Genomic DNA, 14,145 nt, shown 5'->3' with positions numbered 1-14,145 from the left:
CGGCGGGGGCCTGGGCCCCGGGGCCCCGACGGTGCGGCCCGGCCCATGAAGCATCATGACCCCATCAAGATCGGAGCCCAGAGGTCCCTCCCCGAGGAGACCCGGGACTCCCCTCCCGAGGAGAACGGCACGAGCGTGACCACGCGCCCCGACGGAGCCCCCGAGGCCCCCCGCGCACAGCACCGCACCAAGTACCTCGCCCTGCTCGGCGCGCTCGTCGCGCTGGTGGTGGCCGTCAGCGCCGGTATCTACGTCACCGCCGCGGCCGGCGACCACACCCGCGGCGGCAGCCTCGCCGACGACCGCCCGCACCGCGGCTCCGCCGCGCCCGTCTCCACCGGCACCTGGGTCGGCTCCTGGGCGAGCGCCCCCGTCGGCGGCGAACCGGGCACCGAGACGGCCGGCCTCGCGGGCCACTCCGTGCGCAACGTCGTGCACGCGGACGCCGGGGGTACGAGTGCCCGGATCACGCTCTCCAACCTCTACGGCCAGACGCCGCTGGACATCACCCACGCCACCCTCGCGCTGTCCGCGGGGGACGCCACGGCGGCGGCCGACGAGGACACCATGCGGCGGCTCACCTTCGGGGGCGCCACCCGTGTCGTCATACCCGCGGGCGAACAGGTCGTCAGCGACGCGGTGCGCCTGCTCATACCCCACGACACCGACGTCCTGGTCACCACGTACTCCCCCACCCCCTCCGGGCCGGTCACCTACCACCCGCACGCGCAGCAGACCTCGTACGTCGCCACCGGGGACCGCACCGAGGACTCCACCGGTGCCCCCTACACCCAACGGACGCCGTACTGGCGGTATCTGACCGCGCTGGACGTGCTCAGCAACGAGGCCGACGGCACGGTCGTCGTCTTCGGTGACTCCATCACCGACGGCATCACCTCCACCGTCGGCGCCAACCGCCGCTGGCCCGACGTCCTCGGCGACCGGCTGCGGTCCGCGCTCGCGGGCGGGCAGCGGCTGCCGCGCTACAGCGTCGTCAACGAGGGCATCAGCGGCAACCAGGTCCTCGCCGACGGGCTCGGCCGCCCCGCGGAGAACCAGAGCGGACTGAACCGCTTCGGGCGCGACGCGCTCTCCCGCACCGACGTCAAGGTGGTCGTCATCGACCTCGGCATCAACGACATCCTGCGCGATCCGCGTCTCGACGGCCCCGACCGCATCCTCACCGGCCTGCGCACCCTGGTCCGCGAGGCCCACGCGCGCGGTCTGAAGGTCGTAGGGGCGACCCTGATGCCGTTCAAGGGCCACCGGGGCTGGACCCCGGCCCGGGAGGCCGTACGGCAGCAGATCAACGCGCAGATCCGCGCGGGCGGGGTGTACGACGCGGTCGCCGACTTCGACAAGGCCCTCCGCGACCCCTACGACCCCCGCCGCCTGCGCCCCGACTACGACTCCGGCGACCACCTCCACCCCAGCGACCTCGGCTTCGCCACGATGGCCAAGGTGTTCGACCTGCGGACGCTGAAGGGCGGCGGGCAGACGGAGTTGTGAGGCGGAGCGGCCGACACCCGGAGGCGGGCGTCGGCCGCTCGGAACCTGGCGCCGGTGGCGTGTCGGCGGGCGTGCCGGGCGTCGGCGATTCGGGGGCCGGCGATTCGGGGGCCGGCGCCGATGGTGGACAGCGGGCGTCAGTCCGCGGGTACGACGGCGGCGGTACTCGGAGCCGAGGCCGGCGTCGGCGTCGGCGGTCCGGTACGGGCCTCGGCACTCGGAGGCGGGCGTCGACGGTCCGTTGCGGCGAGGAATACTGGGCGGCATGACCCGCCTGATCCTCGCCACCCGTAATGCCGGAAAGATCATCGAGCTGAGGGCCATCCTGGCCGATGCCGGGCTCCCCCATGAGCTGGTCGGCGCCGATGCCTACCCCGAGATTCCCGACGTCAAGGAGACCGGCGTCACCTTCGCCGAGAACGCCCTGCTCAAGGCCCACGCCCTGGCGCAGGCGACCGGGCTGCCGGCGATCGCCGACGACTCCGGCCTGTGCGTGGACGTCATGAACGGCGCCCCCGGCATCTTCTCCGCCCGCTGGGCCGGCCGGCACGGCGACGACAAGGCCAACCTCGATCTGCTCCTCGCCCAGATCGCCGACATCGCCGAGGAACACCGCGCGGCCCACTTCGCCTGCGCCGCCGCCCTGGCCCTGCCGGACGGCACGGAACGCGTGGTCGAGGGCCAACTGCGCGGCACCCTGCGGCACGACCCCGCCGGCACGAACGGCTTCGGCTACGACCCGATCCTCCAGCCCGACGGCGACACCCGCACCTGCGCCGAACTGACCGCCGACGAGAAGAACGCCATCAGCCACCGCGGCAAGGCGTTCCGGGCACTGGTGCCGGTGGTGCGGGAGCTGCTCGGCTGACTTTACGAATCGGCCCCGCACCTTGGAAACGAAGGTGCGGGGCCGATTCTGCTGGTGCGCCCGGTCGGATTCGAACCGACAAACACGACCACCTAAAGATCGCCGCTCGGCCGTTGGCGTACGGGCGCGTGGACCGCGCTCCACTGTACTGTGCTACGCCGTTCGGCGTCCGCCCCCTCTGCACCAGGTACTGGTCGTTGCGTGGCAGTTGGGGCACAGCAGCCGTAAGTTCTCCTGCCGATCGTCGGACCAGTTTCCGTCGATGTGGTCGACCTCCAGCGTCATGGGATCTCCGAGCCACTCAGAACCGACGCCGCACTCGGTGCACTGCTCCGGTACGCCCACCTCGCGCAGCGCGCGACGCAGCAGGCGGGTGCGTGTCCGACGTCGGCCGTCGTGCTTGACCAGGATGTCCTCGGGGCGCTTCGCGCGCACTGTGCCGGTCCTGCCTCTGTGATGCGCCTGCCCCAGGAAGTGCGCGGTGGAGATGCCCGCCTCGGCGATCCATCTTCGCAACAGCGCGCGCTGTACGCAGGTATCCGAGCGCCGAAGGCGGCGCAGCGTCCCGGCGATGGAGATCGACTCGGCCACCGCCGCACGCAGTTCCTGGGCGGCAGGGCGGCCCTTGCGCCCGGTCAGGGCGCCGCGGTGGTCGAAGTGCGAAATGTCGATCCCGAAGTGGGCGAAGCGCCTGGCGAGGTGGCGGCGCGCATTGACGTACGGCCGGGTGCCGAAGAAGGCCATCACCTCGTCCAGGCTCGTGCACTGCTCGGCGGCCTCTGCCAGCCGCTCACGGGTGTACCGCACGCCGCTGCTCATGGGGCGCCCGGCGTCGTGTGACGCCCCTTGCCCCGACCCCGGTAATTGTCCGTGACCGAATGGCAGTTGGGACAGAGGAACCGGAGGTTCTCGATGCGGTTGTCCCGCCAGTTGCCGTCGATGTGGTCGACCTCCAGGGGCAGCGGGCGGCCCCGCCACACCGGATCCGTGCCGCAGCGAGCGCAGCGTTCCGGCACCCCGAGGGTCGTCATCGCCCGCTTGAGGCGGTCGCCCTGGATGCGCCGGGCCTGGCCGGCAGGCTGCTCGGCGAGCAGAGCCTCCGGTGTGCGGGCACGGCAAGCCTTCCCTCGCTGCGTCGGCATCCGGAAGTGCGAGGTATCGATCCCGTACGCCTTGATCCTGCGGCTGATGTGCGTGTGGTGGCCGCCGACGACTTCCAGACCGAGACGGCGCAGCACCTCGCACATGTTCGTGGAGGCGGCGACGGCTTCCTCAAGCAGTTCCTTCGTCCATTTCACCCCCTCCCGCTCGAAGTGAGAGACGTCGACGCCGAGTTTCTTCATCCGCCCCAGGAGGTACCGCCGCGTCGAACTCCCCGGATCCACCCCCAGCCTCTCCAACGCCTCCGACAACGTCCGTGCCCCGCGAGCCGCCTCCTGCAGCCGCTCCCTGGTGTACGCGCTGGTCCTCATCGAGCCCCCCTCCGGTCCGGGCAGGTGTTCGTAGCCCGCATGGATCAACGAACCGGCTGTCGGACGGTCACGGGGGGAGACGGAAAGCGGCCCGCGCCAGAACGAGCTGGTGCGGGCCGCCGTCGAAGGCAGAGGTGGAACGGATCAGATACCCAGATCCTTGATGATCTTGGCTACATGGCCGGTCGCGCGGACGTTGTAGAAGGCGTGGGAGATCTTGCCGTCCTCGTCGACGACGAACGTGGAGCGGATGATGCCCATGTAGGTCTTGCCGTAGTTCTTCTTCTCGCCGAAGGCGGCGTAGGACTCGGCGGCCTTCTTGTCGGGGTCGGCGACGAGGGTGACCTTGAGGGACTCCTTCTCGCGGAACTTGGCAAGCTTGTCCGGGGTGTCCGGGGAGATGCCGATGACGTCGTAGCCGGCGCCGGCCAGCAGGTCGAGGTTGTCGGTGAAGTCGCAGGCCTGCTTGGTGCAGCCCGGGGTAAGCGCCGCGGGGTAGAAGTACACGATGACCTTGCGGCCCTTGTGGCCCGCGAGGGAGACCTCGTTACCGTCGGCGTCCGGAAGGGTGAAGGCGGGGGCCACGTCCCCCGGCTGGAGTCGCTCGCTCATCGGACCAGCGTAACCGGGGCCCCTTGCGGTGCGGCGCGGGCAGGAGCTGACAGACTGTCCGGAACAGGACAGCAGGATTTCGGCAGACTTCGGAGGCCGTACGGTGGCGGACACGGCGGACACCAGAACCCCGGCGCAGATCGAGGCGGACATCAGGCGCCGCCGCGAAGTGCTGGCCGAGACGCTCGACGAGATCGGGGTGCGGGTGCACCCGAAGACGATCGTCGGAGATGTGAAGGCCAAGGCCGTGGCCAATATCGACCACACCGTCGGACGTGCGTATGTGCAGGTCAACCGGGTGGTGAGCGAGGTCAGGGCGCAGTTCACGGATGAGGATGGCCGGCTGCGCGCGGAGCGGGTCGTGCCGGCCGCGCTCGTGGTCGTCGGGGTGGTGGGCCTCGTCGCCCTGTCCCGGCGGCGCGGGCGCTGACCCCGCGGGCGACCGGGTGCGGACGATGGCCACCCAGGGGGCCACGGGTGCGTGGAAGGCAGGTAGGTTCGAGGCGTGAGCGCCAAGAGACACGAGCAGAGCACCCCGCAGCACGACAAGCTGCCCATCCGGATGCTGCACGACCGGGTGCTGGTCAAGCAGGAGACCGGTGAGGGCGAGCGGCGGTCGGGGGGCGGCATCCTGATTCCCGCCACCGCGGCGGTCGGACGCCGGCTGGCCTGGGCCGAGGTCGTCGCGGTGGGCCAGAACGTACGGACCGTGGAGCCCGGCGACCGCGTCCTGTTCGACCCGGAGGACCGGGCCGAGGTCGAGGTGCGGGGCACGGCGTACGTGCTCATGCGCGAGCGCGACCTGCATGCCGTGGCCGCGGACCGGTTCGAGGGCTCGGAGGACTCGACCGGGCTCTATCTGTGAGGCCGCGGCAGAGGCCGTAGGGCCCAGAACCATGAGGAAGAGGGCTGGTGACCATGGTCACCAGCCCTCTTCCTCATGGTTTTGCTAGGTTCGGGAGTGAGCCCGACGAGACGCGCCGTACCGGGATGCAGGCAAAGACGACGCACCGGAAGAGAAACGTCGTACGTCTCGGAGGTGGCCGTCGTGGCCTGGGTTCTGCTTGTCGTGGCCGGTCTGCTGGAAGTGGGCTGGTCGATCGGGATGAAGTACAGCGAGGGTTTCACCCGGCCGGTGCCCAGTGTGCTCACCGGTGCCGGGATCGTCGCCAGCATGGTGCTGCTGTCGTACGCGGCCCGGTCCCTGCCCATCGGTACCGCCTACGGGGTGTGGGTCGGTATCGGCGCGGCCGGGGCGGCGGTGCTCGGCATGGTGGTGCTCGGTGAGCCGGTCACCGCCGCCCGGATCTTCTTCGTGTGTCTGCTGCTGGTCGCCGTGGTGGGGCTGAAGGCGACCAGCGGCTGACGCTCGGCTCAGGTGCCGGGGCCGCCGCCGGGGTTGCCCCCGGCGATGGTGCCGGTGCCGCCGCCCGCGGCCGTGCCGCCGCCTCCTGTCGCCGTACCGCCGCCGCCCGGGGCGCCGCCCGCCCCGGCGGCGCCGCCGGTGGTGGGATCGCCGCCCGTGCCGCCGCCGACGGTGGCCGGGTCGGGGCCGGTCGTGCCGCCGCCCGTGGTGTCGCCGCCGGTGGTGTCATCGCCGGTCGTCGCGCCGCCGTCGGTCGGGGTGCCGGTGGTGCCGCCGTCGGTGGGGCTGCCGCTCGGCGATCCGCCGGGCTCGGTGGAGCCGCCGGTGTCGCCGCCGTCCGTGCTGGCGGACGCGCTGGGGTCGCCGGGGCCGGGCGGCTGCGGCTGGTCCGCGCCCTCCTGGAGCTGGAGGTCGAAGGACGAGGCCGGGGTGTTCTTCAGCGCGTCGTGGGTGTACTGGGCCCAGATCTGGGTGGGCGGGCCGCCACCGTTCATACGGGCCTGGCCGAGCGCGCCGTACAACGGCATGTGCTTGGCCGTCACCGGGTCCTGGCCCATCACGGAGACGACCGTGGCGAGGTCGGGGGTGTAGCCGGCGAACCAGGCGGCGGTGTCGTTCTCCGCGGTACCGGTCTTACCGGCCGCCACCCGGCCCGAGGCCTGCGCGGCGGTGGCGGTGCCGCCCTGGACCACGCTCTTCAGCATGGCGGTGGTGGTGTCGGCGGCGGCGCGGCTGACGGCCTGCTTGACGGTGTTGTCGGGCAGCTTGACCTCGTCGGTGCCGTTGCGGGTGATCTTCTTGACCATGGTGTACGTGCCGTGCTTGCCGTGGTTGGCGAGCGTGGCGTACCCCTCCGCCATGTCCAGGACGCTGGCGGTGGCGGGGCCGAGCGCGATGGACGGGTAGGGCTGGAGGTCCGGGGTGTCGGCGGGGATGCCCAGGTCGATCGCGGTCTGCTTGACCTTGCTCGGGCCGACGTCGACGGCCATCTGCGCGTACACCGCGTTCACCGACAGGTCGGTGGCCTTGGTGACGGTGATCTGGCCGTACGACTTCTGGTCCTCGTTCTGCGGGGCGTACGCGCCGCCGCTCCAGCCCTGTACGGGGCGCTCGTTGGTGCCGTCGTACTGGGTGTTCGGGGTGATGCGGCGGCCGTCCTGGGTGGTGGACCCGTTCTGCACCGCGGAGGCGAAGACGAACGGCTTGAAGGTGGAGCCGACCTGGAAGTCACCGCGGGTCGCGCCGTTGGTGTACTGCTTCACGTAGTCGATGCCGCCGTACATGGCGACGACCTGGCCGGTCTTGGGGTCGACGGAGGCGCCGCCCGCGCGGACGTAGTTGTCGGCCTTGAAGGTCTTCTTGTCCAGCTTGGAGACCAGCTGGTCGTTCACGGCCTTGACGAAGGCGTCCTGCTTGCTCTTCTGGATGGTGGTGGTGATGCGGTAGCCACCGGCCTCCAGCTGGTCGGAGTCGAGGATGTGGTTCGCGATCAGGTAGTGCTTGACGGCGTCCACGAGGTAGCCGCGCTGGCCGGACATGCCGGTGGACAGCGTCTGCTCCTTCGGCATCGGGAACTTCATCCCGGTGCGCTCGGACTGGCTGAGCCAGCCCTGCTTGACCATGCCGTCCAGGACGTAGTTCCAGCGGGCCACGGCCGCGGACTTGTTCTCCGGGTGCGCGACGACGTCGTACTCGCTGGGCGCGTTGACGAGCGCGGCGAGGTAGGCGGCGCGGGCCGGGTCGAGGTCCTTGGCGTCGCGGCCGTAGTAGGCCTGGGCGGCGGCCTGGATGCCGTAGGCGTTGCGCCCGAAGTAGCTGGTGTTGAGGTAGCCCTCCAGGATCTCGTCCTTGGACTTGTTCCGGTCGAGCTTGATCGAGATGAAGAACTCCTTGGCCTTACGGGTGACCGTCTGTTCCTGGGCCAGGTAGTAGTTCTTCACGTACTGCTGGGTGATCGTGGAGCCGGACTGCTTGCCCTTGCCGGTCGCGGTGTTCCAGGCGGCGCGGAGCATCGCCTTGGGGTCGATGGCGGACTCGGTGTAGAAGTCGCGGTCCTCGGCGGCCAGTACGGCGTGCTGGGCGTTCTTGGAGATCTCGGCGAGGGTGACCTTCTCCCGGTTCACCTGGCTGTCGCGGGTGTCGCGGGCGATCTGGGAGCCGTCGGCGTAGAGGTAGACGTTCGCCTGCTTGGTGGCGAGGGCGTTGGCGGGCGGGATGTTGACGAGCGAGTAGCCCACGAAGAACAGGCCGACGACCGCGAGCACCAGGAGGACGAAGGTGCCGAGCACCATCTTCCAGGTCGGCACGAGGCGCCGCCATCCGGTGCGCTTGGGCTTCTTGGCCTTCTTCTTGCCCTTGCCCTTGCCGTCGTCCGCTCCGTTGCCGGTGGCGGCGTCCGAGGCGGCGGGGGGCGTCTGGCCGGGGGTCGGTCCGGTGCCGGTACGGGGGCCGGAGGCGGCGCCGGCGGCAGCGTTCGCGGCGTTCGCGGCACCGGCGAATCCCGCGGCACCCGCGGCACCGGCCGTGCCCGCCGCCTTCGCGGTGCCGGCGGCGCCCACGGCACCTGCGACACCCGCGGCGGCCGCGCCCGCCGCGCGGGGGGAGGGGCGCCGGGAGCCGGTCGTGTGGCCGGTGGGTCCGCTCGCGTTCGACCCGGTCGTGGACGTGCCCGCCGTGGCGGGGCCGCCGGGCTCGCCCTTGCGCGGGGCGTTGACGCGGCGGAGCACCTGGGTCGTCTCGGGTGCGGGGGTGTCCTGCCCCGGCTTGCCGGGCTGACCGGGCTGACCGGGCTTGCCGGATCCCTTCGCGGGGTCCTGGGGTTCCCGGGGCGGCGTGATCCGGCGCAGCACCTGGGTGCTCTCGGCCGGCTGCTCGGGGGTACGGGCGCCCGGGACCTGCGGCTTGCCGGTGCCGGTGGGCCTGCCGGTCCCGTCGCGCTCGGCGGTGCCCTCGCCCTCGGCGGCCGGGGCCGCGCCCTTGTCGGTGCGGGCGTCGCGCGCCGCCTGGCGGGCGCGGGCGACGGAGGCCGTACGGTCCTGGGGCGCGGGCACGGAACGGCGCGCCGCGTCCGCGGCCGCCGCCCCGGAGTCCCGGGTCGCCCCTCGGTCACCGGTGGGCGCGTCCTCGCCCTGGGTCTTGCCCGCGCCCCGGGTGCCGTCGGCGCCCTGTGTCTTCCCGGCCGATCCGGCCGTGCCGGAGCCCTCGGTCCGCGCGGCGCGCTCGCCGGACCCGGCCCGGTCGCCGCCCTCGGTCCGGGACGCGTCGGACTTCCCAGCGCGCCCCTCGGCCCGCTGGGGCCCCTCGGGCTTCCCGGCGGTCCGCTCGGACCCCTCGGCCCGCTCAGCGCCCTCGGGCCTCCCGGTCTTCCCGGATCCCTCGGGCCGCCGCGCTGCCTCGGCCGTCTCCGACTCCTCGTCCCTCCCCGATTCCTCGGTGTCCTTCACTCGGCCGGCCCCCTCCGACGGGGTGGTGGGAGCTCCCGGCGTCGGGGTCCCGGGCCTCGCAGCCGGCAGCGGCTCATCCGGTGCCACGCCTTCCTTCGGCTGCTGCGGCTGTGGCTCGTCGCTCATGTCGTGCACGGACTCCTGTTTCGCGTCGTACGTTCCCGTACGCCTCGTACGCCTTCTGCGCCCCCCGTTTGAAGACTCTCGCACCTGGCGTTCCGTTCCCGGATTCCGGCACGCTTCGGCCACAAAATGCGTGGCAGGCCGCCGGGCCTCCGGACTAGGCTCCTGCGCTTCGGTGTCGAGCGGTCCGAGGAGGTCGACTGACGTGGGCGCGGGACGGTTGTACGCGGCCGTCGCGTTGGGGGGATTCAGACGGTACGCGACGTATAAGGCCGCCACTGCGGCAGGGGTCTTCACCAACACGGTCTTCGGGCTCATTCTCGTCTACACCTACAAGGCCCTATGGGACCTGAAACCGCATCTGGGGGGATACGACCAGGCGCAGGCCGTCACCTATGTGTGGCTGGGTCAGGCCTTCCTGTCGACGCTCGCGATCAGCGGCGGGGGCGTCGAGGACGAGCTGATGGAACGCATCCGCACGGGGGACGTGGCGATCGATCTGTACCGGCCGGCCGACCTCCAGCTGTGGTGGCTCTCCGCCGACCTGGGCCGGGCGTTCTTCCAGCTGCTGGGGCGGGGCGTGGTGCCGTTCGTCTTCGGCGCGCTGGTCTTTCCGGCGTACCTGCCGGCGGACCCGGGCACCTGGGCCGCGTTCCTGCTGGCCGTGCTGCTGGCGATGCTGGTGGGCTTCGGTATCCGCTATCTGGTGGCACTGAGCGCGTTCTGGCTGCTGGACGGCACCGGGGTGAGCCAGATGACGTGGCTGCTCGGCTACTTCTGCTCGGGGATGCTGCTGCCGCTGAACGTGTTCCCGGGGGCGCTCGGCACCGTCGTACGCGCCCTGCCCTGGTCCTCGCTCCTGCAGGCGCCCGCGGACATCCTGCTCGGACACGGGGATCCGCTGCGCACGTATCTGTTCCAGGGGGCGTGGGCCGTGGCGCTGCTGGGCGCCGGACGGCTGCTCCAGTCGGTGGCGACGCGGCGGGTGGTGGTGCAGGGTGGCTGAGCGCGGGCGGCTCGCGGAGGGGGTGCGGGCGTACGGGCTGATCGCCGGGATGTGGATCCGGTCGACGATGGCGTACCGGGCGTCGTTCGCCATGACCACGTTCGGGAGTTTCGCGGCGACCTTCTTCGACTTCGTCGCGATCATGCTGATGTTCTCGCGGGTGCGTGCCCTCGGCGGCTGGACGCTGCCCGAAGTGGCCTTCCTGTACGGCCTGTCGGCGGTCTCCTTCGGGCTTGCGGACCTGGTGATCGGCTCGATGGACCGGCTGGGCAAGCGGCTGCGGGACGGCACGCTGGACGCGCTGCTGGTGCGGCCGGCACCGATACTGGCGCAGGTCGCGGCGGACCGGTTTGCGCTGCGGCGCCTCGGCCGGGTGACCCAGGGCTCGCTGGTGCTGGGCTGGGCGCTGACCCGGCTGGACGTCGACTGGAGCGTGGGCCGGCTGCTGCTGATGCCGGTGGCGCTGCTCGCGGGCTGCGGGATCTTCTGCGCGGTGTTCGTTTCGGGGGCGGCCTTCCAGTTCGTGGCGCAGGACGCGGCCGAGGTGCAGAACGCGTTCACGTACGGCGGTACGACGCTGCTCCAGTACCCGCCGACGGTGTTCGGCAGGGAGCTGGTGCGCGGGGTGACGTTCGTGCTGCCGCTGGCCTTCGTCAACTGGCTGCCCGCGAGCTACCTCCTCGGGCGGCCGTATCCGCTGGACCTGCCGGGCTGGGTGGCCTGGACGACCCCGCTGGTGGCGGCGGGCTGCTGCGCGCTGGCCGGGCTGGCCTGGCGGGCGGGACTTCGTTCGTACCGGAGCACAGGGAGCTAGGACCACATGGACGACTTCATCGTGCTGGAAGAGGTGGAGAAGGTCTTCTCGGTGCGCCGCAGGACCGGTTTCCTCAAGCGGGAGCGGCACGAGGTGCGGGCGGTGGACTCGCTGTCGTTCACCGTGGCGCGCGGGGAGATGGTGGGCTACATCGGGCCGAACGGCGCCGGGAAGTCCACCACGATCAAGATGCTGACCGGCATCCTGACGCCGAGCGGCGGCCGGCTGCGGGTCGCGGGCATCGACCCCTCGCGGGAGCGGGCGCGCCTCGCGCGGCGCATCGGGGTGGTGTTCGGGCAGCGCACCACGCTGTGGTGGGACCTGCCCCTGCTCGACTCCTACCGGCTGGCCCATCGCATGTACCGCATCCCGGACGCCCGTTACCGGGAGAACCTGGACCGCCTGGTCGAACTCCTGGAGCTGCGCGCCCTGTTGGACACCCCGGTGCGCCAGCTCTCGCTGGGGCAGCGGATGCGCGGGGACATCGCGGCGGCGCTGCTGCACGACCCGGAGGTGCTGTACCTGGACGAGCCGACGATCGGCCTGGACGTCGTCTCCAAGGCCAAGGTGCGGGGATTCTTGCGGGAGTTGAACGCCGCGAGCGGTACGACGGTGCTGCTGACCACCCATGACCTCCAGGACATCGAGCAGCTGTGCTCCCGGGTGATGGTGATCGACCACGGCCGGCTGATGTACGACGGTCCGCTCACGGGGCTGCACGAGGCCGGGGAGAGCGAGCGGACCCTGGTGGTGGACCTGGAGCGGGAGCTGCCGCCGGTGGCTGTGCCGTCGGCGCGGGTGGTGCGGGTGGAGGGGCCCCGGCAGTGGCTGGCGTTCCCGGCGGGGCAGTCGGCCGCGCCGCTGGTCGCGGATCTCGCGGCGCGGTATCCGCTGGTGGACCTGTCGGTGCGGGAGCCGGACATCGAGGCCGTCATCGCGAAGATGTACGCGGAGAAGGCGGTCTCGTAGGCTGCTGCCATGACCGACGACGCACGTCCCGAACTCCGCGCCTCCGACACCGACCGGGAACGGGTCGCCGAGGTGCTGCGCGACGCCCTCGCCGAAGGGCGCCTCGACATGGGCGAGTTCGAGGAGCGGCTGGAGGCGACGTACGCGGCGCGTACGTACGGCGAGCTGGTCCCGATCACCCGCGATCTGCCCGCGGGCTCGGCCCCCGCGCCGGTCTCCTTCAGCAAGGCGCCGGTTCAGGACGACGGCTGGGCCTCCCGCATCGTCGGCGGCGAGGGCTCCTCCTCGGGCGGCATCGCCATCCTGTCCGGCTTCGAGCGCAAGGGCCGCTGGACCGTGCCCAAGCGCTTCAGGTGCTTCGCGTTCCTGGGCGGCGCCAACCTCGACCTGCGCGACGCGAACTTCGCCGACGCCGAGGTGGAGATCAACATCGTGGCCCTGCTGGGCGGCGCCCAGATCACCGTGCCGCCGGGCGTCGAGGTCGTCGTGCGCGGTCTGGGCATCATGGGCGCGTTCGAGCACCCGCGGGACGAGGGCCTCTCAGAGCCGGGCGCCCCGCGGGTGGTCATCGGGGGCTTCGCGTTCTGGGGCGGGGTGGGGGTGGAGCGCAAGGCGAGCAAGCGGTCGCTGAAGCGCGCCGAGAAGGAGCGCAAGGAGCTGCGCGACTAGAGGGCCCTGTCCGACCCGCGGCCGGCTACTTCGCGCACCCCTTCGTCAGCTCCCCCGCCGCATCCGTCACCGGCCCCACGTCGGGCGTCCGGTCACCGTTCTTGATGGCCGTACGAACACCGCCCACCGCCTTGTTCAGATCGTCCACCGCCTTGTTGACGTCGGTGTCGGCCGTCTTGTCGCCGATCTTCCGCACGTTCTTCTCGATCGCGTCGAGCGCGGAATCGGCCCGCCCGGGGTCGTGCGCGGCGTTCTCCACCGCCTGCTGAAGATCCGTGACGCTGTCGGCGATGGTGTCGGCGGTGTGCACACAGTCCATCGCCTTGTGCACGGCGCCGCAGCCGCCGACGAGGCCTGCGGTGAGCGCGGCGGTCGCCATGACGGCGGCGAGACGGCCTCGGCTGGCGGCCATGATGATGTTCCCCTCCCCGGATGTCCCTCTACTGCGTAGAGGTAGGACGCGGGGAGGGGCCGCCGGGTTGCCCGTCAGGAGGCGAGCGCGGCTTCCAGGGCCGCCCGCTGGTGCGCGGCCAGCGCGTCGCAGCCGCCGACGGCGAGGTCGAGCAGCGCGTTCAGCTCGTCGCGCGCGAACGGTTCGGCCTCGGCGGTGCCCTGGACCTCGACGAAGCGGCCGTCGCCGGTGCAGACGACGTTCATGTCGGTCTCGGCGCGCACGTCCTCCTCGTAGCAGAGGTCGAGGAGGGGGACGCCGCCGACGATGCCGACGGAGACCGCGCTCACCGTGCCGGTCAGCGGCTGCCGCCCGGCCTTGATCAGCTTCTTGCCCTGCGCCCAGGCGACGGCGTCGGCGAGGGCGACGTACGCGCCGGTGATGGCCGCCGTACGCGTGCCGCCGTCGGCCTGGAGGACGTCGCAGTCGAGGACGATGGTGTTCTCGCCGAGCGCCTTGTAGTCGATGACGGCGCGCAGCGAGCGGCCGATGAGGCGGGAGATCTCGTGGGTGCGGCCGCCGATGCGGCCCTTGACCGACTCGCGGTCGCCGCGGGTGTTGGTGGCGCGGGGCAGCATGGAGTACTCCGCGGTGACCCAGCCCTCGCCACTGCCCTTGCGCCAGCGCGGGACGCCCTCGGTCACGGAGGCGGTGCAGAAGACCTTGGTGTCACCGAAGGAGACGAGGACGGAGCCCTCGGCGTGCTTGCTCCATCCGCGTTCGATGGTGACCGGGCGGAGCTGATCGGGGGTACGGCCGTCGATGCGAGACATGGCATGGAGCCTAGCCGTAGATACGGAAGGGGCTCCTCCCGCGTCGGGAAGAGCCCCTTACCGGTGAATC

General features: G+C 71.7%; 15 protein-coding genes, 1 tRNA gene and 1 riboswitch. Of the genes, 9 read left to right on the top strand and 7 right to left on the bottom strand.

The features are described 5' to 3' along the window. The first annotated feature begins 45 nt into the window (after positions 1-45). Together AB0N90_RS10775 and rdgB are read left to right on the top strand one after the other, a co-directional pair. Positions 46-1,509: an SGNH/GDSL hydrolase family protein gene (locus AB0N90_RS10775; protein WP_365194861.1), complete on the top strand. Its 1,464-nt coding sequence runs from the start codon at positions 46-48 to the stop codon at positions 1,507-1,509. A 265-nt stretch (positions 1,510-1,774) separates the two neighbouring features. Beyond that, the gene (gene rdgB / locus AB0N90_RS10770; RefSeq protein ID WP_361668632.1) at positions 1,775-2,377 is read left to right on the top strand and encodes an RdgB/HAM1 family non-canonical purine NTP pyrophosphatase; all 603 of its coding nucleotides are present in this window, start codon (positions 1,775-1,777) and stop codon (positions 2,375-2,377) included. 52 nt (positions 2,378-2,429) lie between these two features. On the opposite strand, the gene AB0N90_RS10765 is transcribed toward rdgB, so the two are convergent. From AB0N90_RS10765 to bcp, 4 genes are all read right to left on the bottom strand, one after another. Then, positions 2,430-2,505: transfer RNA gene (locus tag AB0N90_RS10765), tRNA-Leu, on the bottom strand. 25 nt (positions 2,506-2,530) lie between these two features. Next, positions 2,531-3,196, bottom strand: a complete 666-nt coding sequence (locus tag AB0N90_RS10760) for an HNH endonuclease signature motif containing protein (protein WP_365194858.1) — start codon at positions 3,194-3,196, stop codon at positions 2,531-2,533. Next, positions 3,193-3,849 carry an HNH endonuclease gene (locus AB0N90_RS10755; protein WP_365194856.1) on the bottom strand — a complete coding sequence of 219 codons (657 nt, stop codon included), beginning with the start codon at positions 3,847-3,849 and terminating at the stop codon, positions 3,193-3,195. Before AB0N90_RS10755 ends, AB0N90_RS10760 begins: the two co-directional genes overlap by 4 nt. 144 nt (positions 3,850-3,993) lie before the next feature. Beyond that, on the bottom strand, positions 3,994-4,461 hold the full coding sequence (gene bcp, locus AB0N90_RS10750) for a thioredoxin-dependent thiol peroxidase (RefSeq protein ID WP_361668639.1): 468 nt from the start codon (positions 4,459-4,461) through the stop codon (positions 3,994-3,996). A 103-nt stretch (positions 4,462-4,564) separates the two neighbouring features. On the opposite strand from bcp, the gene AB0N90_RS10745 reads away from it, so the two are divergent. The 3 genes from AB0N90_RS10745 (at position 4,565) to AB0N90_RS10735 (ending at position 5,827) form a co-directional block, all read left to right on the top strand. Continuing rightward, positions 4,565-4,891 carry a DUF3618 domain-containing protein gene (locus tag AB0N90_RS10745; RefSeq protein ID WP_037651488.1) on the top strand — a complete coding sequence of 109 codons (327 nt, stop codon included), beginning with the start codon at positions 4,565-4,567 and terminating at the stop codon, positions 4,889-4,891. A 75-nt stretch (positions 4,892-4,966) separates the two neighbouring features. Then, the gene (locus AB0N90_RS10740) at positions 4,967-5,326 is read left to right on the top strand and encodes a co-chaperone GroES (protein WP_085564939.1); all 360 of its coding nucleotides are present in this window, start codon (positions 4,967-4,969) and stop codon (positions 5,324-5,326) included. 77 nt (positions 5,327-5,403) lie between these two features. Then, positions 5,404-5,473, top strand: a riboswitch (guanidine-III (ykkC-III) riboswitch). Between the two features lie 36 nt (positions 5,474-5,509). Then, complete coding sequence (locus AB0N90_RS10735) at positions 5,510-5,827, top strand: multidrug efflux SMR transporter (protein ID WP_085568544.1); 318 nt, start codon at positions 5,510-5,512, stop codon at positions 5,825-5,827. Between the two features lie 8 nt (positions 5,828-5,835). On the opposite strand, the gene AB0N90_RS10730 is transcribed toward AB0N90_RS10735, so the two are convergent. Further along, complete coding sequence (locus tag AB0N90_RS10730) at positions 5,836-8,676, bottom strand: transglycosylase domain-containing protein (RefSeq protein WP_365195774.1); 2,841 nt, start codon at positions 8,674-8,676, stop codon at positions 5,836-5,838. 922 nt (positions 8,677-9,598) lie between these two features. On the opposite strand from AB0N90_RS10730, the gene AB0N90_RS10725 reads away from it, so the two are divergent. The 4 genes from AB0N90_RS10725 to AB0N90_RS10710 are packed head-to-tail and all read left to right on the top strand — an operon-like array spanning position 9,599 to position 12,851. Then, positions 9,599-10,399, top strand: coding sequence for an ABC-2 family transporter protein (locus AB0N90_RS10725; protein WP_365194853.1), 801 nt, complete (start codon positions 9,599-9,601; stop codon positions 10,397-10,399). Between the two features lie 49 nt (positions 10,400-10,448). Continuing rightward, on the top strand, positions 10,449-11,213 hold the full coding sequence (locus AB0N90_RS10720; RefSeq protein ID WP_365195771.1) for an ABC transporter permease: 765 nt from the start codon (positions 10,449-10,451) through the stop codon (positions 11,211-11,213). A 6-nt stretch (positions 11,214-11,219) separates the two neighbouring features. After that, on the top strand, positions 11,220-12,182 hold the full coding sequence (locus AB0N90_RS10715; RefSeq protein ID WP_365194850.1) for an ATP-binding cassette domain-containing protein: 963 nt from the start codon (positions 11,220-11,222) through the stop codon (positions 12,180-12,182). 9 nt (positions 12,183-12,191) lie between these two features. Next, positions 12,192-12,851 carry a DUF1707 domain-containing protein gene (locus AB0N90_RS10710; protein WP_365194847.1) on the top strand — a complete coding sequence of 220 codons (660 nt, stop codon included), beginning with the start codon at positions 12,192-12,194 and terminating at the stop codon, positions 12,849-12,851. A gap of 25 nt (positions 12,852-12,876) precedes the next feature. Here AB0N90_RS10710 and AB0N90_RS10705 read toward each other — a convergent pair whose 3' ends face one another. Then, positions 12,877-13,263 (bottom strand): hypothetical protein, encoded by a 387-nt coding sequence (locus tag AB0N90_RS10705; RefSeq protein ID WP_365194844.1) that lies wholly within the window; start codon positions 13,261-13,263, stop codon positions 12,877-12,879. 74 nt (positions 13,264-13,337) lie between these two features. After that, positions 13,338-14,075: a ribonuclease PH gene (gene rph, locus AB0N90_RS10700; protein WP_365194841.1), complete on the bottom strand. Its 738-nt coding sequence runs from the start codon at positions 14,073-14,075 to the stop codon at positions 13,338-13,340. Between the last annotated feature and the right edge of the window lie 70 nt (positions 14,076-14,145).

Source organism: Streptomyces sp. NPDC093018, assembly GCF_040684035.1.
GTDB lineage: Bacteria > Actinomycetota > Actinomycetes > Streptomycetales > Streptomycetaceae > Streptomyces > Streptomyces murinus.
This window is presented reverse-complemented; position numbering and strand designations above follow the sequence as displayed.

Coding starts and splice junctions, on each gene's coding strand:
- bcp (WP_361668639.1), bottom strand. CDS start 4,461: ATGAGCGAGCGACTCCAGCCGGGGGACGTGGCCCCCGCCTTCACCCTT.
- rph (WP_365194841.1), bottom strand. CDS start 14,075: ATGTCTCGCATCGACGGCCGTACCCCCGATCAGCTCCGCCCGGTCACC.
- rdgB (WP_361668632.1), top strand. CDS start 1,775: ATGACCCGCCTGATCCTCGCCACCCGTAATGCCGGAAAGATCATCGAG.
- AB0N90_RS10710 (WP_365194847.1), top strand. CDS start 12,192: ATGACCGACGACGCACGTCCCGAACTCCGCGCCTCCGACACCGACCGG.
- AB0N90_RS10760 (WP_365194858.1), bottom strand. CDS start 3,196: ATGAGCAGCGGCGTGCGGTACACCCGTGAGCGGCTGGCAGAGGCCGCC.
- AB0N90_RS10755 (WP_365194856.1), bottom strand. CDS start 3,849: ATGAGGACCAGCGCGTACACCAGGGAGCGGCTGCAGGAGGCGGCTCGC.
- AB0N90_RS10715 (WP_365194850.1), top strand. CDS start 11,220: ATGGACGACTTCATCGTGCTGGAAGAGGTGGAGAAGGTCTTCTCGGTG.
- AB0N90_RS10705 (WP_365194844.1), bottom strand. CDS start 13,263: ATGGCCGCCAGCCGAGGCCGTCTCGCCGCCGTCATGGCGACCGCCGCG.
- AB0N90_RS10775 (WP_365194861.1), top strand. CDS start 46: ATGAAGCATCATGACCCCATCAAGATCGGAGCCCAGAGGTCCCTCCCC.
- AB0N90_RS10720 (WP_365195771.1), top strand. CDS start 10,449: ATGTGGATCCGGTCGACGATGGCGTACCGGGCGTCGTTCGCCATGACC.